Source organism: Candidatus Protofrankia datiscae (genome assembly GCF_000177615.2).
GTDB lineage: Bacteria > Actinomycetota > Actinomycetes > Frankiales > Frankiaceae > Protofrankia > Protofrankia coriariae.
In genome coordinates this window covers 2,180,887-2,201,516 of sequence record NC_015656.1, presented here as the reverse complement: position 1 = coordinate 2,201,516, position 20,630 = coordinate 2,180,887, and the positions used below count along the sequence as shown (strand labels likewise).

The window sequence follows — 20,630 nt, the reverse complement described above, 5'->3', positions numbered from 1 at the left end:
GAACGACGCTGACAGAATACGGACGTGGCAGCACACAGGATCGCCATCGTGGCGCCGTTCTCGACCGGTTCCCAGCTCGCCCCGGAGTTCGCGCGGCACGGCTGGGAGTCCGTAGCGGTCGTCGAGGGGGAACCACCGGCGTCCTACGCGGCATCCTTCCGCCCCGACGACTTCGTCGAGGTGGTCCAGGCCGCCACGGACCCCGCGGCCACCGCCGCGCTGCTGCGCCGGCTCGGCACCCACCAGGTGCTCGCCGGCTCCGAGTGGGGAGTGGACCTGGCCGACCAGCTCACCACGCTGCTCGGCCTGCCGGGCAACGCGCACCTGCCCGGCAGGCCCCGCCGGGACAAGTACGCCATGATGCGACGGCTGCGGTCGGCGGGCCTGCGGACGCCGGCGAGCCTGGTGACCGACGACGAGGAGCAGATGCTGACCTGGGCCGCCCACGGGCGGCACTGGCCGGTCGTGGTGAAGCCGCGCGACAGCGCCGGCTCGGACGGCGTCGTCTTCTGCGCCGGCCCGGCCCAGGCCCGCTCGGCACTGGCCACGCTCGACCGCGCGTACAACGCCCTCGGCCTGCGCAACGACGGGGTCCTCGTGCAGGAGAGGCTGACCGGGCAGCAGTACTTCGTCAACAGCGTGAGCATCGAGGGCCGTCACCACGTCCACGAGATCTGGCGTGACGACCGGCTGTTCGTGCGGGAGAAGCCGGTCTACGACAGGCAGCGGCTGCTGCCGGCCCGCGGCGACGTGCAGGACGTCGCCGTCCCCTACGTCCTGCGGGTTCTCGACGCGCTCGGGATACGGGAGGGGCCGGCGCACACAGAGCTGTTCGTCGACGACGACGGACCTGTGATCATCGAGTGCGGCGCCCGGCTCGAGGGCGGCGTCACCCCGCGGGGGCCGGTCGCGGCCACCGGTGACAGCCAGGTGAGCCTCACGGTGCTGCGCTACGTCGACCCGGCCGGGTTCGCCACCCGGCTCGGCACGCCGTACGACCTGCGCCGGCAGTTGCACGTCGTCTGTCTGACAGCCCCGTACGACGGGATCATGGCCGCCGCCGGGCTCGACGAGATCGCCCGTATGCCCGGTATTCTGTGCGGGTCGGCGCTGAACCTGCGCCCCGGGTCGCGGGTACGTCGGACGGTGGACCTGTTCACCTCGCCCGGGCACCTCTACCTGCTCGCCGACGACGAGCGGGAACTGGAGCGTGCCTATCGGCGTATCCGCGAGCTGGAGGTTCAGGGTCTCTACCTGCCCGCATGATCCCGGCCGTCCGGGGCGTTGCGACAGGCACCCACCCCATCTCGCGACGATCGCCATGGTGCGTGACTCAGCTCATCCGGGAGAATGCATGGATCGTTTCACGTACCGGGACGGCGTGCTGTACGTGGAGGACGTGGCCGTGGAGGACATCGCGGCCCGTTTCGGCACTCCGGTCTACGTGTACTCCCACGGCACCCTCGTCACCCACCTGCGGCAGGTGGCGGACGCCTTCGCCGACCTCGCGCCGCTGATCTGCTTCTCGGTCAAGGCGCTGAGCAACATCCACCTGCTGCGGGGCCTCGCGGCGGCGGGCGCGGGCGTGGACGTGGTCAGCGGCGGCGAACTGTATCGGGCGCTGCTGGCCGGGGTGCCCGCACAGCGGATCGTCTTCGCCGGCGTGGGCAAGTCCGACGAGGAGCTGCGGTACGCGGTGCGCTCCGGCATCCGCTGCGTCAACGTGGAGTCCGAGGGTGAAATGCGCGCCCTCGCCCGGGCGGCGGCCGAGTGCCGGATGCCGGCGGGGGCGGCCGTGCGGGTCAACCCGGACGTCGCGGTGGGTTCCCGCACCCCGGCCAAGACCACGACCGGGCGTCGCGGCGGCAAGTTCGGGATCGACCTCGACCGGGTGCACGAGGTGTACCGGCTGGCCGTGGACGATGAGTGGCTGCGGCCGGAGGGCCTGCACTTCCACCTCGGTTCCCCGGTCTTCCACCCGCGGGCCTACGGCGACGCCGTGGACAAGGTGCTGACCGTGACGGAGAAGCTGACAGCCGACGGCGCCCCCGTCCCGACGATCAACATCGGTGGTGGTTTCCCCGCGGACTACGAGGGATCCGGCGTCCCGGGATGGTCGGACTTCGCCGCCGTGATCGCGCCGAAGCTGCGCTCCTTCGTGGCCGCCGGCGGCACGGTCGTCATGGAACCCGGCCGTTCGATCGCGGCCAACGCCGGCGTGCTGCTGGCCAGCGTGCGCTACCTGAAGACCTCCGGCTCGCGGAACGTCGTGATCACCGACACCGGGATGAGCCACCTGATCCGGACCGCCTTCTACGACACGTTCCACTTCCTGTGGCCGGCCCGGCCGCGCAACGGACTGTCCCCGGTGGGCCGTACCGGCGAGCACGACCAGCCGGACCTGGCACGCTACGACGTCGCGGGCCCGCTGTGCGAGTCCAGCGACTACCTCGCGAAGGACCGGCTCCTCCCGTCGCTGCGGCCCGGGGACGTCCTGGCCATCTTCACCGCCGGCGCCTACGGCATGACGATGGCCAGCCACTACAACAGCCTTCCCCGCCCCGCGGAGGTGCTGGTCGACGGTGGGGACGTCCGGCTGATCCGGCGGCGTGAGACCTACGAGGACCTCGTCTCGGCGGAGGTGGATGCGGAGGCCGGGCCCGCCGCGGCCGGGACGACGAAGCCAGCATGACCCACCAGGTCGGCACCTACCAGGTCGGCATGGTCAGGGGCATAGCCGAGATCGGGGAGGAGACCTGGGCCCGGCTCGCCGCCGGGCGCAGCTTCTACCTGAGCTACCCCTGGCTGCGCTGGGCCGAGACGGCCGCCGGCGTCGACACCGTCTACCTGGCGGCGTACTCGCGGGACGCGCGGGTCGTCGGCGCCGTCCCCTGCTACCTGTGGGACGGTGGCACCGTCCCGTCCATGAACGCCGCCTACGACGTCGTGGCGGAACTGCTCACCCCCAACGGCGTCGCGCTGTCCCCGCCGGAGCGCCGGCGCTGGCTGCCCGCGTTGCTCGTCGGTTCCCGCGCCGGCTACCACGGTGGCGTGCTGGTGGATCCCGCGCTCGCTCCCCCGGAGCGGGAGCGGGTCCTCATCCGCCTGTTCCGGGCCGTGACGGAGCACGCCGCCGGCAGTGGCGCGGGCAGCGTCGCGATGCTCTACGTGCCGGAGACCCACGCGGCGGAGTGCGCCGCGGCCTGGCGCGTCGCCCTGGACGGAACACCGGGCCCGTACGCGGCACCGCTGTCCGCGGAGGCCACCGTCCGACCGGTCACCCGGGAGCCGTTCGCCACCCCGACGCTGTCCGCCCGTTCCCGCCGGGAGTGGTACCGGGAGGAACGGCGCTTCACCGAGGCCGCGGAGGCGATCGGTTCGGCGCCGCTGTCCGCGTGCGTGGCGGAGATCGGGCCGCTGCTCGGCCATACCCAGCGCAAGTACGGGGCGTCCGACTCGGACGAGGCGATGACCCGTTACCTCGCCGGCCAGGTGCCCTTCCTGGACTCCCACAGCCATGTCCTGCTGGAGTACGACGGCGGCGCGGTGGTGGGTTTCGCCCTGACGTATTCCTGGGGGGACGCCCTGGCCGTTCGGGCGGCCGGTTTCTCCGACCGCTGCGCTCCGTTCGCGTACTTCAACCTGGCCGTCTACGGGCCGGTCCGGCTCGCGATGGACCGGGGGCTCGGCAGCGTCGAGCTGGGCGCCGGCTCCTACCGGGGCAAGTTCCTGCGCGGCGCCGACCTGTCCCCGACGTGGTCACTCGTGGTCCCCCCGGCCGGCGCGCCGCCGGAATGGCTCACGGCCCTGACCGGCCCGGGCGGGGACTACCTCGCCGCGCGGGCCGTCGACGGGGCTCTCGGCATCCGGCCGGACAGCACGCTCACGGATCCGCCGCGGATCCGCTGACACGGCACTCGACGGCACGCCGGTGGCGACCGGTGGAGGAGAAGCATGCGGTATCGGCGGTTCGGGCGGCTCGGCTGGCAGGTCTCCGAGGTCGGCATGGGCATGTGGGGCATGGGCGGCGGTGTCCAGGGATGGACCGGAGCCCTGGATGACGAGAAGATCGACGCCCTCCAGCGGGCGGTCGACCTGGGATGCACCTTCTTCGACACGGCCTGGATCTACGGCCGCGGGCACAGCGAGCAACTGCTCGGGCAGCTGGTCCGGGCGAACCCGGACCGCCGGCTGTACGTCGCGACGAAGGTGCCGCCGAAGGATCTCGCCTGGCCGTCGACGCGGAAGTCACGCCTTGAGGACGTCTTCCCCGCCGACCATATCGAGGAGTACGTCGGACGGAGCCTGGACAACCTCGGGCTGGGCTCCATCGACCTCCTGCAGATGCACGTCTGGGAGGACTCCTGGGCCATGGACGAACGCTGGCAGCGCCCTCTGCTCTCCCTGAAGGAACAGGGCGTCGTGAAAGCCGTCGGGATCTCCGTGAACCGCTGGGAACCGTGGAACGTGCTGCGCACGCTGGAGACGGGGCTGGCGGACGCGGTGCAGGTGATCTTCAACATCTTCGACCAGTCGCCGCGGGACGCGCTGTTTCCCGCCGCGGCGGAGCACGATATCGCGATCATCGCGCGGGTCCCGTTCGACGAGGGGACCCTCACCGGCCGGCTGACCCGGGACACCCGCTGGCCCGAGGGGGACTGGCGCAACAGCTACTTCGTACCCGAGAACCTGGAAGCGAGCGTGGAGCGGGCCGAGCGCCTGCGCCAGGACATACCGTCGGGTATGTCGATGGCCCAGGCGGCCCTGCGGTTCATCCTCGCGGACCCCGCGGTGTCCACCGTCATTCCGGGGATGCGCCGGATCCGGCACGTGGAGGAGAACATCGCCGTCAGTGACGCTCCCCCGCCGACGCCGGAACTGCTGGACCGCTGGAGGCGCCACCGCTGGGACCGCACACCCACCTGGTGGTCCCAGTAGCTGGTGATCCCAGTAGGGGTGGTCCCAGTGCACGCTCGGGAGCCCCCTCCACGCCGGCCCCACGCGCCGGCCGGCGCGTGGGGCCGGTCAGGTGGCGACCGCCGCCAGCGCGCCGGGGCCGGGGAGCACACCGAGTTCGGCCAGCAGGGTCTCCCGTAGCGCCAGGAAGTCACCGTCCGCCCGGCCCCGGGCACCGGTGAGCTGGATACGGTGCTCGGCGGCGATCTCCCCTGTCCGCATGACCAGGACTCTGTCGGCGAGCGTGATCGCCTCGTCGACATCGTGGGTGACCAGCAGCACCGCCGGCCGGTGCCGGGCGACCAACTCCCGGACGAGCTCGTGCATCTTGATCCTGGTCAGTGCGTCGAGGGCGGCGAACGGCTCGTCGAGCAGCAGCAGTTTCGGCTCGCGGACCAGCGCCCGGGCGAGGGCGACCCGCTGCGCCTCCCCACCGGAGAGGGTGATCGGCCACGCCTCGAGATGGCTACTGAGGCCGACCTCCGCCAGCGCGGCGGCGGCCTTCTGCTGTCCCTCGCCCCGCGGCAGCCCGATCGCGACGTTGCGCCAGACCCGTTCCCACGGCAGCAGCCGGTGCTCCTGGAACACCACCGCCCGCTGCGCCGGCACGTCGACTGTGCCGGCGTCGGGCTGGTCGAGGCCGGCGAGGGTCCGCAGCAGGGTGGTCTTGCCGCAGCCGCTCTTGCCCAGCAGGGCGACGAACTCACCGGCGGCGATGTCGACGTCGAGCCCGTCGATGACGACCTTGTCCTGATAGGCGCGGCGCAGGCCACGGACCCGGACGAGGGACGCTCCCCCGGCGGACGCGGCATCCGCGGTCTCCCGCGGGACGGTGGCGGGCTGGGATGTCATTACCTCGCGTTCCCTTCAACCAGGTGTTCGGCTGGCAACCAGGTGTTCGGCAAGGCCGTGGAGCCGGGCCGTGCCGCCCGCGGCCCCTGCCCCAGACAGTGGCCGCTTCAGACGATGGCCGCGGCGGACGGCGCTACAGCTTGACGGCGTGGTCGGCGACGACGAGCTTGCCGGACAGCACCTTGTGGTCGGTCATCCAGTCCGCGCCGTACTGGAGCTTCTCGATCGCATCGTCGTCGATCAGCTTGAGCTTTGTGACGACCCTGTTGGCCGTCAGCTTCTGCAGGACGCCGTCCGGGTAGTTGGCCGCGGCGGTCTGGATCCGCACCGTCTCCTCTATGTGGTTCGCCTGCCACTCGTACTCCGCCACGTAGGCATTGATCACCTTGCGGACGAGGTCGGGGTTCTTCTCGGCGTATTCCCGGCGGACCAGATAGGTACGGAAGTCCAACTGCCGGGGCAGCTCGTCCTGGTCAACGAAGATGGGGACGGCGCCGTAGGTGACCTCGGCCTGCTCCCGCGGGCCGGACCAGATAGACCAGGCGTCGACCTTCCCCGTGGAGAACGCCGGTCCCGCGTCCGGCGGGTTCAGGTACACGAACTTCACCTGGTCCTTGGGGACGCCGTATTTCTCCAGGGCCGCCACCAGCAGGAACTCCCCGAGCCCGGCCTTGTTCACCGCGACCGACTTCCCTGCCAGGTCCTTCACCGAGCGGATTCCCGACTTCGGCAGGACGAGGATCGCGCTGGTCCGCGGCGACGACTCGCCGAATCCGACGTAGACCAGCGGGGAGCCGGCAAGAATGGCGGCGTCCGCCGGCGTGGAACTTCCCCCGAAGCTGAAGTCCGCGCTGCCTCCGGTGACCGCCTGCATGGTCGGGGCGTGGTTCGGGAAGGGGCCGAGCCACTGGACCGCGATGCCCTGCGCCCGCAGGTTCTTCTCCAGCTCGCCGCGTTCCTTCTCCGGCGACCCCGTCCCGAAGGTCAGCCGGACCGTGCTGGTGTTGCCGCCGCCGCTGCTGCTGTCGTCCGAGCCGCAGGCGGCCAGCGGGACTGCCAGCCCGGCCGCGGCGACGGTGGACAGGAAGGTCCGCCGGGACAGGCCGCGCCGGCCGATCACCACGTGCCGGCCGGTGCCGGCACCGGCGCCACGGGCGACGGTCGGAGTCCACAGGGAGTTCGCAGGAGACATCGGCTTTCCTTTACAGCACGAGACCATTCAATGGCCGACAGTTGTATTGACTACCTGGTGCGGCGGCGCACCTGGAAATTGCGCAGGTGGAACCGATGTGACCGGAACAGATGTGACCGGAACGGGTGATATCGGAACGGGTGATATCGAAACAGCTGGTCAGGCCGGAACGGCCGGGATGCCTGGTGTCCGTGGGCCGCGCGGGCCGGTGGCACGTCGTAAGAACAGCCGGCCGGCCGTGGCCGTGATCAGCTCCGGGCGTTCGCGTAGTTCGGGTGCCAGGAGAGCAGCCGACGTTCGAGTACCCGGGCGGCCAGGTCGGAAAGAATTCCGATGGCCGCGTAGATCAGTATCGCCAGCACGATGACGTCGGTCCGCAGGAATTCACGCGCGTCCATCGCCATGAAACCGATGCCGGAGTCGGCGCCGACGGTTTCGGCGACCACCAGGGCGAGCCACGCGGTGGTGATGGCCAGGCGGATGCCGTTGAGGATCGAGGGCAGCGCGCCCGGCAGCACGATCCGGCGGATGAGCTGACGCTGGGGCAGGCCGATGACCCGCCCGAGCTCAAGGAGTTTGGGATCCACCTGCCGGATACCCAGCACGGTGTTGAGGTAGATCGGGGTCGCGACACCGAGCGCGACCAGGAAGACCTTGCCGGACTCGCCGACCCCGAACCACACGATCACCAGCGGCAGGATCGCCAGGAAGGGCACCGCGCGGATCATCTGGATCGGACGGTCGAGCACCGCGTCCGCGAGCCTGGAGAAACCGACCGCGACGCCCAGGGCGAGGCCGATCCCGCCGCCGATCACGAAGCCGGTTGCCGCCCGCCGCAGGCTGATCAGCGCGTCCTTCGGGAGCTGGCCGCTGGCGGTGAGCTCCCGGGCGGTGGACAGCACCTTCGTCGGCGCGGGCAGCACCTGCGTGGAGATCACCCCGCTGCGGGCGAAGGCCTCCCAGATAACCAGTAGCACCAGCGGGCTGAGCCAGGAGATCAGCCGGTAGGGCACCCCGATGCCCCGGCGGCCCCCCGCCGGGGCGCTCCTGCCGGCGGGGGGCCTTCGGCCGGGCCGCCGGCGTCGACGCCGGCACCCGCCTCGGGCGTGGCACCCGCCTCGACACCGGCGTCGGTCTCGGCCCGAACAGCCACGTCGGGCCCGACGTCGGTGCTGTCCCGCGGGCCGCGGGCCACGGGATGCGTCTGCACGATCGTCTGGTCTGCCATGATTCTTCCTGGTCTCTCTACGGACGGTGACCGACAACGGCTGTCATGGTTGGTCACCCGCCATGACGCGACATCCGGGGCGTGACGGGCGGGCCCGGCCGAGGCGGGCCGTCAGGGGCACGGCTAACGGCGGTGGGGGCTGACGGCGCTACGGCTAATGGCGGTTGGAGGACGGTGGACGTTCCGGTGCCGGAAATCGGCCGCCGGCAGCCCGGGGAAGTCAGGAATGTACGGTCGTGGGATCCGTGAGCGACGGGTGACCCGGCGGATCGACTCGCCCTGCCCGAGCTAGGCTCGACAGAACGAACAGCGACAGCTACACACCAACGCGTAGTCCACACACCGACGGCGAATCAGTGGTGTGCGCGGCGACATAACTGTGGACTTTCGGGGAAACAGCCAGTAATCGTCAAGATGATCGGAATATGGCAGAAATCATAGTTCTCCACCTTGACGGTGGGGAAAGTTGTCAACTGTCCCGACGACAAACAGATGATCGCGACCGAGCGTGCATGGCCGGAGACTGATACGACAGAGAAGGCTCGACCGGGAACGTTCGACGATGTGAATCCGACGCCGCCGCCGCGGGGCAGCGGTTCCCCGCCGCGGGCGGATCCCCGTCGTCCGGTGTGGAGAATCCCGCAAGGACGCGGTGGGGGCACCGGGGACGCGCCGCGCGTTCCCCCGCTGTCAGCCGCTACCGGCGCCGGGATGACCGCCGAGGGGATGGCCGCCGTGCGGCTGATCGCTCCGGATGCGGCCGGGCCGGAGATGACCGGTCCGGTTGTAGTCGGCCAGGCGCAGGCGTCCGGTGTCCGCCACCCAGCGGGTGACGGACGCGTTGGCGACCGAACCGCTCAGCGCCACCAGTTCGCTCTCGGTCAGGCCCTCGAGGACGAACCGGAGTATGATCACGACAGCGTCGTGCGCGGCGACGAGCACCCGGCGGCCGGCCTGTTCCCGGCAGACGTCCCGCAGGAAGCTGCGCAGCCGCAGCGCCACGTCGGTGAGGGACTCGCCGCCCGGCGGCCGGTAGTAGAGCTCACCGAGATGGGCCCGCCGCCGCACCTCGTCGGGGAACCGGGCCTGCCTGGCCGCCGCGGGCAGCCCGCTCAGCACACCCGTCTCGCGGTCCCGCAGCCGCTCGTCGAGGACGGGTGGGGGCACCGCCCGGCCGGCACGTGCCAGTTCGTCCCGCACGATGTCGGCGGTGTCCCGCGCCCGGACGTACGGCGAGGACTCGATGATCTGCGGGATGCGTTCCGGCGGCAGCGAGGCGAACCAGCGGCCGAGGTCGCCGGCCTGCTCCCGGCCGAGCGGCGACAGCGGGATGTCGGGATTCCGCTCGGTGATGCCGGCGTCCTGGCTGCCGGCGGCATCGGCCGCGGCGAGGGCCGCATTGCCGGTACTCTGCCCGTGCCGCACCACGACGAGTTCCGCCGGCACACCCCACGCGATGGCATCATCCGTTGTCGCTATGTGCATGATCACAGAGTATCCGCGATACTCGAACCACGGCCGAACCACAGCCGCGACAATCGAGTCGTGATTCGTCCCGGAACCGGCCGGAACCCCGGGCGGGACGGACCCGATCCGTGCTGCCCTGAAACATGGGCAGGACGAAACCCGGGCGATCACACGATCAGCGGAGGGCCGCTCGACGCAACGTCAACCGGAACGTCAGGCAGATGCGCGACACCACACCTGTAACGGCGCCGTGAAATCGAGATCACAGATGCTCATGCAATCGACAACGGGTAGACAGTACCGATGAGCACTTTCCGCGTGTGGGTGCCAGATGCCAAGACGGTGAGTGTAACCACCAGCACGGACGGTCGCGAAACCGTTCACGAAATGATGACCGACGAGGGCGGCTGGTGGTGGGTCAACGTGCCCGCGGCCGGGCACGGCACCGACTACGCCTTCCTCGTCGACGGCGACGTCGACGAGCTGCCCGACCCCCGCTCGGCCTGGCAGCCGGACGGCGTCCACGGCCGCTCGCGCCTGGTCGACCACTCGCTGTTCTCCTGGTCCGACAACGCATGGCGGGGCATCACGCTCGCCGGCAGCGTCCTCTACGAGCTGCACATCGGCACGTTCACCCCGCAGGGCACCTTCGACGCGGCCATCGCACGGCTCGACCACCTCGTGGCGCTCGGGGTCGACGCGGTCGAACTGCTGCCCGTCAACGCCTTCGCCGGCCGGCACGGCTGGGGGTACGACGGCGTGGACCTCTTCGCCGTGCACGAGCCCTACGGCGGCCCGGACGGGCTCAAACGCTTCGTGGACGCGGCCCACAACCGGGGCATCGGTGTGATCATGGACGTAGTCCACAACCATCTCGGGCCGGACGGCAACTACCTGTCCCGCTTCGGCCCCTACTTCACCGACTCCCATGTCACGCCCTGGGGGCCCGCGGTCAACCTCGACGCGCCCGGTTCGGACGAGGTCCGGGCCTTCATCGTCGACAACGCGCTCGGCTGGCTGCGGCACTACCACTGCGACGGCCTGCGGCTGGACGCGGTGCACGCCTTCGCCGACAACCGGGCCGTCCACCTGCTGGAGGAGATCACCACGGCGGTGCACGGGCTCGCCGCCCAGCAGCGCCGGCCGCTGTTCGTCATCGCCGAGTCCGACCTGAACGACCCCCGGGTGGTCACCACCCGCGAAGCCGGCGGACACGGCCTGGACGCGCAGTGGTGCGACGACGTCCACCACGCCCTGTGGGCGGCCCTGTCCGGCGAACGCCAGGGCTACTACAGCGACTTCGGCGGCCTCGCCACCCTCGCCAAGGCGATGGAGCACGCGTTCGTCCACGACGGGACGTACTCGACGTTCCGGGGACGCTCCCACGGCCGTCCGGTGCCGAACCACCTGCCCGCCCACCGTTTCATCGTGTTCCTCCAGGACCACGACCAGGTCGGCAACCGGGCGATCGGCGACCGGGCGAGCGCGACGCTGAGCGCCGGCCTGCTCAGGGTCGGCGCCGCGCTGCTGCTGACCTCCCCGTTCACGCCGATGCTGTTCATGGGCGAGGAGTGGGGCGCGACCACGCCCTGGCAGTTCTTCAGCGACCACGACGCGCCGGGCCTGGCCGACGCCATCCGCAAGGGCCGCCGCGGCGAGTTCGCCGCGCACGGCTGGGGGCCCGACGAGATCCCCGACCCCCAGGACGAGGCGACGTTCGTCCGCTCCAGGCTCGACTGGTCGCAGCTCACCGCCCCCCGGCACGCCGGGCTGCTGCAGTGGTACCGGCGGCTGACCGCGCTGCGCAGGACCCTGCCCGACCTCACCGACCCCGCCCTGCCGTCGGTGCACTGCACCTTCGACGAGGACGCCCGGTGGTTCGTGCTGCGCCGTGGGCAGGTCGCCGTCGTGTGCAACCTGTCCGACCGGCGCCAGCCGGTGCCGGTCGAGGGAGTTCCCTTCGACATCCCGGCCGCCTCCGCCACCGGTTTCACCTTCATGCCAGGACGCATCGAACTGGACGCCGAATCAGTCGTGATCGCCCGACTGCTCTGAACACGCCGGGACCCGTCCCGCCGGCCCGGCGGGACGGGTTTCCCGCAGGCTGCGTTTCCCGCACGCTGTGTTTCCCCGCAGGCCGGGAAATCCGTCCCGCGGGCGGCATGAATCCGCGTGGGGACGCGCGCCTCGGTGCGCCTCGCGAGCCGCGTGCACTCGTACCCGATCCGTACTGACGCACGCTGACGCGCGCGAATCCGCGCCAATATGCGCCGGTCCGCGCCGGTTACCGCCGGTCCTGCTCCTCGGACCCGGACAGCACGAGATACAACAGCCCGAGGATGCAGACGGCCAGTACCAGCACGACGACCAGCAGAACGACGTAGTCCGTCATCCGTCCCCATCCCCCTCCGGGTCGCCCTCGACACGACAGGCCGGCAACGACACGGACCCGGCCGTGGCCACCGCCCGGCTGTCGGTCGGCTCCCCGCGCGGCGGCGTCCGCCGATGTCCGTCGACAGCTGTCGGCGATGTCCACCGGCATTCGCCGACGGTACATCCACCGGCACGCCTGGCCGGCCCGGTGCGTTCGACCAGCATGGCGGCAGAGAACAAGTGTCCCGCCACCGGTGCGACGGGACAACCACCGGGACGTGCCCGCCCGCGGGGCACGCGGCACCTACGCGAAACGTGGGACAGCGGGAATGGGGGCGTGCCCGCCCGCGGGGAACGCGGTCAACCGCCCAGACCCGGGCAGGACCGTCGTGACGCTGCCCGCCGGCCGTTCTTCACGGCCGGCCTCGGCTCGTCGGGGCAGGGCCCCGCCCGTAGGAACGGCCGGTCCGCGGCCAGGCCGCTCTACGCGGCCGGTCGGCCGCCGCTGCTCGCCGAGCCTTCCCGGACGACCATCTCGTCGGCGCCGCCGTCACGGGCGAGCGCGGACAGCCGCGACACCGCGCGCTGGAACTTTTTGCGGTGCGGCCCGGCGAACATCTCCGGGGAGAACAGCTCGTCGAAGGGCCGGCCGGACACCGCGACGGGCACCGACCGGTCGTAGAGCCGGTCGGCGAGGACGACCAGCCGCAACGCCACCGCCTGGTCAACCACCTGGGCCACCCCGTGCAGGCAGACCAGGCCGACATCGTCGACCAGCGCGCCGTAGCGGGACGGGTGCAGTTCGCCCAGGTGCGCGCACAGGCTGGCGAAGTCGTCCTCGCTGGCGGTGGGGGTGGCCGCGGCGCGGCGGCTGACCTCCTGGTCGCCCAGGGGCACCGGGGGCTTGGGCAGGCCGCGGTGCCGGAAGTCCTCACCCTCGACCCGCAGGACGTGGAACTGCGCGGACAGCCCCTGGATCTCGCGCAGGAAGTCGTCGGCGCCGAACCGGCCGGCCCCGAGATCCTCCGGCTGGGTGTTGCTCGTCGCCGCCAGCCGGACACCGGCCTCCACCAGCCTGGTCAGCAGCGTGGAGACGAGGACGGTGTCACCGGGGTCGTCCAGCTCGAACTCGTCGATGGCCAGCAGCCGCAGGCCGGCGAGCGCGTCCACCGTCCGGGCGAACCCGAGCGCGCCGACCAGGGAGGTGATCTCGACGAACGTCCCGTATGCCTTGGGCCCCGGCACGGCGTGCCACAGCGAGGCGAGCAGGTGGGTCTTGCCGACCCCGAAGCCGCCGTCGAGATAGACCCCGGGGCGGGTGGGGCCCGCGCCGGTGGCGGCCACCGGCCCGCCGTGGCGGGTGCTGCGTCCACTGCTGTTACGACGGCCGAAGCGCAGCAGGCCGCGCCCGCCGGCGGACTCCCCCGCCCGGCCGCCACCGGCGACCCGGCTGGCGAACTGGCCGAGTGCCACGACGGCGGCGGCCTGGCTCGGCTCGGCGGGATCCGGCCGATAGGTGTCGAAACGGACGTCGTTGAACCGCGGCGGCGGCAGCAGGGCCGCGACCAGATCGTCCGGGAGTACCTCAGGATGGCGGTCGACCAGACGTTCCGGCATTTTCTCACCCTACGAAAAAACACCGGGCTGATGTTGTCCCAAGAAGTGTCACGCGAGCGAGCTCACATCTTTTTCGCCCCGAACACTGTGACTTCCGATCTCCCGTGTCCGATCCGGTTGCTTTTCAGGAAGGAACAACGGACGGCGCCGGCCCGGACAACCCGGGAAGGCACGGCACAACCCAGGAAGGCACGGCGGCCTGGCACACCCCGTCGAGAATAGAGTTGTCGGAGTGCGCCACCTGTTGTCCGGCAATGCCGATGTTGTGGCCAGTACCCACGCGGTGGGCAGCGCCGATGCCGCGGACAGTACCGATCTTGCGAGCACTGCCGATCTTGCGGACGGTACCGGCGTCGCGACCAGTGCCGGAGCCGGCGCCGCGGACGCCGTCGACCTGGACGTCTGCTACCGGTTGCCGCCGCTCGCCACCGGGCAGGTGCACGTCCGGTCGAACTTCGTCTCCTCGATCGACGGGGCCACCGAGGTAGACGGCCGTTCCGGCGCCCTGGGCGGGAGCGCCGACCGCCGGGTCTTCCGACTGCTGCGGTGGCTCGCCGACGTCGTCCTCGTCGGCGCCGGCACCGCGGTCGCCGAGGACTACGGGCCGGTCGTCGTCCCGCCCGACCGGCGCGAACGGCGGGTCGCGGCCGGGCAGAACGCGGTCCCGCCGATCGCCGTCGTCTCCGCGGCCCTGCGACTGGAGCCGTCCGCCCGGCTGTTCGCCGCGCCGGTGCGCCCGCTGGTGCTGACCTGCGAGGCCGCGCCCCCCGCCCGGCGGGGGGCGCTCGCGGAGGTCGCCGACGTCCTGATCTGCGGTGAGCGGACGGTGGATCCAGCCGTGGCCCTGCGCGCCCTGGGCGAGCGGGGGCTGGGCCGCGTCCTGTGCGAGGGCGGGCCGTCCCTGCACGCCGATCTTGCGGACGCCGGCCTGCTCGACGAGCTGTGCCTGACCTTCGCCCCGTTGCTCGCCGGCCCCGACCATCTGCGGATGGTCCGCGGCCGGCGCTGGCGGGCCCCGCTGACGATGACGCTCGGTCACGTTCTCGAGGAGGACGGCAACCTGTTCCTGCGCTATCTGCGCCGCTGACCAGCCACGCGACCGCCACGGCGGATCGTGCTCAGAGGAGCATGCCTGCGCCGACCGTGGCCCCGGTGGCCTCGTCGATGAGGATCACGCTGCCGGTCGCGCGGTTGCGCCGGTACGGGTCGAAGCACAGCGGCGTGGTCGTCCGCACCGTCACCCGGCCGATGTCGTTCAGCCGCAGCTCGGCGGCGGACTCGTCCCGGTGCAGGGTGTCGACGTCCACCCGGTAGGCGATATTTTTGATCACGCTGCGGACGGACCGGGTGGTGTGCTTGATCGCGAGCCGGGCCCGGGGCCGCAGCGGCGCGTCCACCATCCAGCAGACCATCAGGTCGACGTCCTGGCCGACCGTCGGCTGGTTCGCCGGCCGGGCGATCATGTCCCCGCGGGAGACGTCCAGGTCGTCCTCGAGCCGGATCGTCACCGACATCGGCGGGAACGCCTCCGCCACCGGCCCGTCGTAGGTGTCGATCGCGGCGATGCGCGAGGTCAGCCCGGACGGCAGGACGATCACCTCGTCCCCCGGCCGCAGGACACCGCCGGCGACCTGGCCGGCGTAGCCGCGGTAGTCGTGCAGCTCGTCGGTGCGCGGCCGGACCACCCACTGCACCGGGAAGCGGACGTCGATGAGGTTGCGGTCGGAGGCGATGTGCAGCTCCTCCAGATGGTGCAGCAGCGAGGTGCCCTCGTACCAGGGGGTGCTCGGCGACCGGGAGACCAGATTGTCCCCACCGAGCGCGGAGATCGGGATCGTCGCCACGTCGACGATCTCCAGCTTGGCGGCGAACGCCCGGAACTCGTCCTTGATCTTCTCGAACACGGCCTCGTCGAAACCGACCAGGTCCATCTTGTTCACGCACAGGACAAGATGCGGGACCCGCAGCAGCGACGCGAGAAAGGCGTGCCGCCGGGTCTGCTGGAGCACCCCCCTGCGGGCGTCGACCAGCAGCAACGCGAGGTCGGCGGTGGAGGCCCCGGTGACCATGTTGCGGGTGTACTGCACGTGGCCGGGGGTGTCGGCGAGGATGAACGACCGTTTCGGGGTGGCGAAGTAACGGTAGGCGACATCGATGGTGATGCCCTGCTCACGTTCGGCCCGCAGCCCGTCGGTGAGCAGCGCCAGGTCGACATAGCCGTCCCCGCGTTCCCGGCTGGTGCGTTCCACCGCGGCCAACTGGTCGGAGAACAGCGACTTGGTGTCGAACAGCAGCCGTCCGATCAGCGTGGACTTGCCATCGTCGACAGAACCCGCGGTGGCGACCCGCAGCAGTTCTCTCATCACACCTCTCCAGCACGCGTCAGGGCACCCGCAGCCAGCACCCACGGCACATCCGTCACGGCCATCGGGACCGTCACGGCCATCAGCAGCACAGACATCGCAGGACCGGCCATCGCAGGGCCGGAAGAACCAGAACCGGTACGGCCATCAGCGGGCGGCCGTCAGAAGGCCATCAGAAATAGCCCTCCCGCTTGCGGTCCTCCATCGCCGCCTCGCTGACCCGGTCGTCGGCCCGGGTCGCGCCACGTTCGGTGATCCTGGTGGCCGCGACCTCGGCGATCACCTCGTCGATCGCCACCGCGCTCGACTCGATCGCACCCGTGCAGGACATGTCCCCCACCGTCCGGTAGCGGACCTGGCGGGAGAGCACCCGCTCCCCCGCCAGCGGCGGCGTCAGCGCGGTCACCGCGAGCAGCATGCCGTCGCGCTCCACCACCTCCCGGGTATGCGCGTAGTAGATCGACGGGATCTCCAGGTTCTCCTGTGCGATGTAGCGCCAGATGTCGAGCTCGGTCCAGTTCGACAGCGGGAACACCCGGATGTGCTCACCCGGCCGGTGCCGGCCGTTGTAGAGCGACCACAGCTCGGGACGCTGGTTCTTCGGGTCCCACTGGCCGAACTCGTCCCGGAAGGAGTAGACGCGCTCCTTCGCCCGGGCCTTCTCCTCGTCCCGCCGCGCCCCGCCGAAGACGGCGTCGAACCTGTTCTCCTCGATGGTGTCGAGCAGCACCGGCGTCTGCAGCTGGTTACGTGACGCGCCGGGACGGGTGTCCTCGGTGATGGTCCCGGCGTCGATGGCGTCCTGGACGGAGCCCACGACCAGGCGGGCGGACAGCTGCGCGGCCCGGGCGTCCCGGAACTCCATCACCTCGGGGAAGTTGTGGCCGGTGTCGATGTGCACCAGCGGGAAGGGCAGCTTCGCCGGCCAGAACGCCTTCTCCGCGACCCGGAGCATGACGATCGAGTCCTTGCCACCGGAGAACAGCAGCGCGGGACGCTCGAACTCGGCCGCCACCTCGCGGAAGATATGGATCGCCTCGGACTCGAGCGTCTGCAGATGGGTGAGCTCGTAGCCGATCGCGGGCACGCGGAATCCCTCGTCGAGAACAGCGGCGAAAGCCGGCGGATGATTCCACCCAACGTAGCCCACGCGGCGGCCCACGGGACAGCGACTCCGGCGGGCATGCGGCGACCAGCGGATGGTTACCTTCAGTCGCCGATCGCCAATCGCTGATCACTGGCTGATGGCCGCCGGCCGGCGGCTGGCCGCTGGCCGCTCGTGGCCGGCCACCAGGCGGCACCGACCAACCGGCACCGGTCAGCCGGCACCAGTCAGCCGACACCGGTCAGCCGACACTGATCAGCCGGCACCAGTCCGTCGGCACCGGTCAGCCGCGGGCGACCAGCGCCAGGATCCCGGCGGCCAGCTCGGGACGGCAGACCAGCAGATCCGGCTGGTACGGATCCGGCCGGTTGTAGACCAGCGCGGATCCGTCGAGCCGGCTGGTGTGCAGGCCCACCGCGCGGGCGACGGCCACCGGCGCGGCCGAGTCCCACTCGTACTGACCGCCGGCGTGCAGGTAGGCGTCTGCCGTACCGCGGACGACCGCCGCCACCTTCGCGCCGGCGGAACCCAGCGGCACGACCGTGCCACCCAGCGCCTCAGCCACCGTGGTGACCAGCGCGGGGGCCCTGGTCCGGCTGGCCACCAGCCGCGGGCCACCACCACCGGCAGGCGGGGCAGGAGCGACAGGGGCGGCGGACCGGGCAGGTACAGCGGACGGCCCGCCGGTCGCCAACGTGATGCCCTGCGCCGGGAGCGCGACAGCGCCCGCGGCCAGCTCGCCGTCCTGCCACAGCGCGACGTGCACCGCCCAGTCGGAGCGGCCCGGCTCGCTGAACTCCCGGGTCCCGTCCAACGGGTCAATGATCCACACCCGGCGGGCGGTGAGCCGGGCGGGGTCGTCGATTGCCTCCTCGGACAAGACCGCGTCCTGGCCGCGGTGACGGGCCAGCGCAGCCGCCAGCAGCGCCTGCGAACGGGCGTCGCCGGCGTCCCGCAGCGCGGCGGGATCGGCGAACCCCAGCTCGACGCGGATCCGCAGCAGCAGCGCGCCCGCGTCGGTGGCCAGCCGCGCCGCCAACGCGGCGTCATCGAGCACGGGAACATCGGCAGGCAGGTCGCGGACGGCCGGACCACCAGATGCCGGACCACCGGATACGGGACCACCAGATACGGGAGCAGCGGATACGGGATCATCGGATGGGGAATCGCCAGGGGCGGGCCCACCCGTGGCGGCGTCTGCGGATATGCCGGGGACTTCCCCGCCGGCGCCCGCCGGCCGCTGGCTGCTCATCAGCGGAAGTGTGCCACCGATTGTGATGGCAGGCGGCGCGCCAGCCCGTCACCAGCGGCGGGATACGCGCGCCAACCGTTACCGTCACCGGTGTGCGTACCACCGGTGAGAGGACCGCACTGCTGGTCGACGAAGCGCGTGCCGCGGAACTGACCGCGGCCTCGCTGCGCTGGCAGTCAGTGACACTGAGCGCTGTTCAGCTCGCGGAACTGGAGCTGCGGCTGTCCGGCGGGTATCCACCACGAGACGATCCCCCACCGGACCACGGACACAACGGCCCGGCCAGCCCGGCCAGGCCGGCCAGCCCGGCCAGCCCGGCCTGGAGACCCTCGGCGGTGGCCTCCCCGGCACCGATCTCCCCAGCGCCGATCTCCCCGCTACCGGGCTCCCCGCCGGCGGCACCGGGACACCCGCCGGCCTCGCCGCTGCCCGCCCACTACCCGGCACCGCAGTACACCGTGGATGCCGGGGACGCCGGTACCCAGGACGCCGAGAAGTTCCAGCCCGGTTCGACGGTCGCCCTGCGGGACTCCGAAGGCGTCATGCTCGCCGCGCTGCATCTGACCGAGGTCGTGGGCTCGGCCCTGTCCGGGACGGTCGAAGGGTTGCGACTGCCCGAGCATCCCGACTATCCGGAGCTGCGCTTCACCCCCGCGGCGCTGCGCGCGGAACTGCTCCGGCGCGGCTGGACCGCCCCGAACGAGCCGGCGCCCGTCGCGGTATGGGCCGACGGCCTGCTGCACACCGCCGACCTGGACCGCATCGAGGCGTTGGGCGCCGCCGGCGGCGCTGTCGTCGTACTCGCCCCGGTCGGTGGAGCAGACCCCGCCGATGCCCGTCACCACCTGCGCATCCGGTGCCTGAAGGCGGCGCTGGCCACGCTCAGCGACGTGCGGGCCTTGCTCGCCCTGGTACCGGTGCAGCCGGTCACCCGCCTGACGGAGTCGGTCGCCTTCGGCCCGGACACCGTCATCCGCTTCGAGACCGTCACGGATGGCGGCAGGCCGACGGCCGCTGGCCACGCGGTGTCCGGCCGGGCCGCCACCGCCGGCCGGCAGCCAGCCGGCCGGCCGGGCACCGGCCAGGAACGAAGCACCGGCCGGGGAGCCGGTGGCCGGGATGGCAGTAGTGGTGGTGGCGGTGGCGACGGCCAGTACCAGCGCAACGCCGGCCAGGAGACCGACGACCGCGACAGCGAGCCTGCCCTCGCCGGGGAGGTGGCCTACCGGACGCAGGTCTGCCTCGCCTACGGATTCAGCGCGATGACCGTGGGCCCGGCGCCCAGCGCCCCCGGCGCGGCCGCGCTGTCGATGCTGCTCGACCGCGGGACGCGGCTGCCCCCGGCGCTGACCCCCCCGGCGGTGGCCGCCGAACTGGTCCGGGCGCAGCCGCCGCGCAGCGAGCGGGGCCTGACCGTGCTGTTCACCGGGCTGTCCGGCTCGGGCAAGTCGACGCTTGCCAAACTGCTCGTGTGCCGGTTGCTGGAACGCGGGGACCGCAGGGTCACCCTGCTCGACGGGGACGTCGTCCGGCTGCACCTGTCCAAGGGGCTGGGATTCTCCCGTGAGGACCGCAATGCCAACGTCCTGCGGATCGGCTTTGTCGCGGCGTCCGTGACCGCCGTCGGCGGCACCGCCGTCTGCGCCCCGATAGCCCCCTATGACGACGTTCGCCACCAGGTCCGGACGATGGTCGAGGACAGCGGCGGCGGGTTCGTCCTGGTCCATGTCGCCACCCCGCTTCAGGTCTGCGAGGCCCGGGACCGCAAAGGCCTTTACGCCAAGGCCCGCGCCGGCATCATCCCGACCTTCACCGGCGTCTCCGACCCCTACGAGGAACCCACCGACGCCGACATCGTGATCGACACCGTGGACGCCTCCCCCCACGACGCCGTCCAGACCGTCCTCAGTCACCTGCGCACCGACGGTTGGCTGGCCCCCTGACCCACCCGCGCCAAAGACCCCACATCAGCGCGCCGGTCAGCCGGTCACAACCTGTCCGACACATGAAACCTGTCCGACGTGCGAAAGCGAGGGCGGAAACGGCTGCCGTGGTGACCGTTTGTTCCCTCACTTTCACAGTCGAACATTTCTCGATCATGGATTTTCGGCGGACGGCGCCGACGGGGCATGCGGGGTGCACGTATGGCCGGGCCTGTGTGGCCGGGCGTGTGGTCAGCGTCGTATGGTGCGAGGGATGGCCATATTCGAGGAACGATGCCGGGT

General features: G+C 71.4%; 16 protein-coding genes. 7 read left to right on the top strand and 9 right to left on the bottom strand.

Features of this window, described 5'->3' with window-relative positions; genetic code table 11:
* The first annotated feature begins 24 nt into the window (after positions 1-24).
* The 4 genes from FSYMDG_RS09055 to FSYMDG_RS09040 all read left to right on the top strand — a co-directional run bounded on the left by FSYMDG_RS09055 (position 25) and on the right by FSYMDG_RS09040 (position 4,938).
* A complete protein-coding gene (locus FSYMDG_RS09055; RefSeq protein ID WP_083828211.1) occupies positions 25-1,266 on the top strand; it encodes an ATP-grasp domain-containing protein in 1,242 nt (413 codons plus the stop codon).
* 88 nt (positions 1,267-1,354) lie between these two features.
* Positions 1,355-2,692 carry a diaminopimelate decarboxylase gene (gene lysA, locus FSYMDG_RS09050; RefSeq protein ID WP_013873247.1) on the top strand — a complete coding sequence of 446 codons (1,338 nt, stop codon included), beginning with the start codon at positions 1,355-1,357 and terminating at the stop codon, positions 2,690-2,692.
* Entirely contained in the window at positions 2,689-3,909 is a 1,221-nt protein-coding gene (locus FSYMDG_RS22985) for a hypothetical protein (protein ID WP_013873246.1), read from the top strand. Before lysA ends, FSYMDG_RS22985 begins: the two co-directional genes overlap by 4 nt.
* A gap of 45 nt (positions 3,910-3,954) precedes the next feature.
* Complete coding sequence (locus tag FSYMDG_RS09040) at positions 3,955-4,938, top strand: aldo/keto reductase (RefSeq protein ID WP_013873245.1); 984 nt, start codon at positions 3,955-3,957, stop codon at positions 4,936-4,938.
* Positions 4,939-5,025: 87 nt separating this feature from the next.
* Here the strand turns inward: FSYMDG_RS09040 and FSYMDG_RS09035 are convergent, their stop codons facing one another.
* The 5 genes from FSYMDG_RS09035 to FSYMDG_RS09015 all read right to left on the bottom strand — a co-directional run bounded on the left by FSYMDG_RS09035 (position 5,026) and on the right by FSYMDG_RS09015 (position 9,713).
* A complete protein-coding gene (locus tag FSYMDG_RS09035) occupies positions 5,026-5,808 on the bottom strand; it encodes an ABC transporter ATP-binding protein (RefSeq protein WP_013873244.1) in 783 nt (260 codons plus the stop codon).
* A gap of 133 nt (positions 5,809-5,941) precedes the next feature.
* Entirely contained in the window at positions 5,942-7,000 is a 1,059-nt protein-coding gene (locus tag FSYMDG_RS09030; RefSeq protein ID WP_013873243.1) for an NrtA/SsuA/CpmA family ABC transporter substrate-binding protein, read from the bottom strand.
* 248 nt (positions 7,001-7,248) lie between these two features.
* Positions 7,249-8,013 (bottom strand): ABC transporter permease subunit, encoded by a 765-nt coding sequence (locus FSYMDG_RS09025; protein WP_013873242.1) that lies wholly within the window; start codon positions 8,011-8,013, stop codon positions 7,249-7,251.
* A complete protein-coding gene (locus FSYMDG_RS26800; RefSeq protein ID WP_013873241.1) occupies positions 7,998-8,228 on the bottom strand; it encodes a hypothetical protein in 231 nt (76 codons plus the stop codon). The genes FSYMDG_RS09025 and FSYMDG_RS26800 overlap by 16 nt, the downstream gene beginning before the upstream one ends.
* Before the next feature lie 690 nt (positions 8,229-8,918).
* A complete protein-coding gene (locus FSYMDG_RS09015) occupies positions 8,919-9,713 on the bottom strand; it encodes a histidine phosphatase family protein (RefSeq protein ID WP_013873240.1) in 795 nt (264 codons plus the stop codon).
* Between the two features lie 285 nt (positions 9,714-9,998).
* On the opposite strand from FSYMDG_RS09015, the gene treZ reads away from it, so the two are divergent.
* Entirely contained in the window at positions 9,999-11,750 is a 1,752-nt protein-coding gene (treZ, locus tag FSYMDG_RS09010; protein WP_043603312.1) for a malto-oligosyltrehalose trehalohydrolase, read from the top strand.
* An 801-nt stretch (positions 11,751-12,551) separates the two neighbouring features.
* Here treZ and zapE read toward each other — a convergent pair.
* Positions 12,552-13,685 (bottom strand): cell division protein ZapE, encoded by a 1,134-nt coding sequence (gene zapE / locus FSYMDG_RS09005; RefSeq protein WP_013873237.1) that lies wholly within the window; start codon positions 13,683-13,685, stop codon positions 12,552-12,554.
* Between the two features lie 232 nt (positions 13,686-13,917).
* On the opposite strand from zapE, the gene FSYMDG_RS09000 reads away from it, so the two are divergent.
* Entirely contained in the window at positions 13,918-14,772 is an 855-nt protein-coding gene (locus FSYMDG_RS09000; protein ID WP_013873236.1) for a pyrimidine reductase family protein, read from the top strand.
* Between the two features lie 31 nt (positions 14,773-14,803).
* On the opposite strand, the gene FSYMDG_RS08995 is transcribed toward FSYMDG_RS09000, so the two are convergent.
* The 3 genes from FSYMDG_RS08995 to FSYMDG_RS08985 all read right to left on the bottom strand — a co-directional run bounded on the left by FSYMDG_RS08995 (position 14,804) and on the right by FSYMDG_RS08985 (position 18,210).
* A complete protein-coding gene (locus tag FSYMDG_RS08995) occupies positions 14,804-16,048 on the bottom strand; it encodes a sulfate adenylyltransferase subunit 1 (protein WP_013873235.1) in 1,245 nt (414 codons plus the stop codon).
* A gap of 172 nt (positions 16,049-16,220) precedes the next feature.
* Entirely contained in the window at positions 16,221-17,135 is a 915-nt protein-coding gene (cysD, locus tag FSYMDG_RS08990) for a sulfate adenylyltransferase subunit CysD (protein ID WP_043605827.1), read from the bottom strand.
* 301 nt (positions 17,136-17,436) lie between these two features.
* On the bottom strand, positions 17,437-18,210 hold the full coding sequence (locus FSYMDG_RS08985) for an inositol monophosphatase family protein (protein ID WP_013873233.1): 774 nt from the start codon (positions 18,208-18,210) through the stop codon (positions 17,437-17,439).
* Positions 18,211-18,497: 287 nt separating this feature from the next.
* On the opposite strand from FSYMDG_RS08985, the gene cysC reads away from it, so the two are divergent.
* Positions 18,498-20,348, top strand: coding sequence for an adenylyl-sulfate kinase (gene cysC / locus FSYMDG_RS22980; protein WP_013873232.1), 1,851 nt, complete (start codon positions 18,498-18,500; stop codon positions 20,346-20,348).
* Positions 20,349-20,630 lie beyond the last annotated feature (282 nt).

What these genes read in the sequence shown, in the direction of transcription:
- lysA (WP_013873247.1), top strand. Translation starts at nt 1,355, where the DNA reads ATGGATCGTTTCACGTACCGGGACGGCGTGCTGTACGTGGAGGACGTG.
- FSYMDG_RS22985 (WP_013873246.1), top strand. Translation starts at nt 2,689, where the DNA reads ATGACCCACCAGGTCGGCACCTACCAGGTCGGCATGGTCAGGGGCATA.
- FSYMDG_RS09040 (WP_013873245.1), top strand. Translation starts at nt 3,955, where the DNA reads ATGCGGTATCGGCGGTTCGGGCGGCTCGGCTGGCAGGTCTCCGAGGTC.
- FSYMDG_RS09035 (WP_013873244.1), bottom strand. Translation starts at nt 5,808, where the DNA reads ATGACATCCCAGCCCGCCACCGTCCCGCGGGAGACCGCGGATGCCGCG.
- FSYMDG_RS09030 (WP_013873243.1), bottom strand. Translation starts at nt 7,000, where the DNA reads ATGTCTCCTGCGAACTCCCTGTGGACTCCGACCGTCGCCCGTGGCGCC.
- FSYMDG_RS26800 (WP_013873241.1), bottom strand. Translation starts at nt 8,228, where the DNA reads ATGGCAGACCAGACGATCGTGCAGACGCATCCCGTGGCCCGCGGCCCG.
- FSYMDG_RS09015 (WP_013873240.1), bottom strand. Translation starts at nt 9,713, where the DNA reads ATGCACATAGCGACAACGGATGATGCCATCGCGTGGGGTGTGCCGGCG.
- treZ (WP_043603312.1), top strand. Translation starts at nt 9,999, where the DNA reads ATGAGCACTTTCCGCGTGTGGGTGCCAGATGCCAAGACGGTGAGTGTA.
- zapE (WP_013873237.1), bottom strand. Translation starts at nt 13,685, where the DNA reads ATGCCGGAACGTCTGGTCGACCGCCATCCTGAGGTACTCCCGGACGAT.
- FSYMDG_RS08995 (WP_013873235.1), bottom strand. Translation starts at nt 16,048, where the DNA reads ATGAGAGAACTGCTGCGGGTCGCCACCGCGGGTTCTGTCGACGATGGC.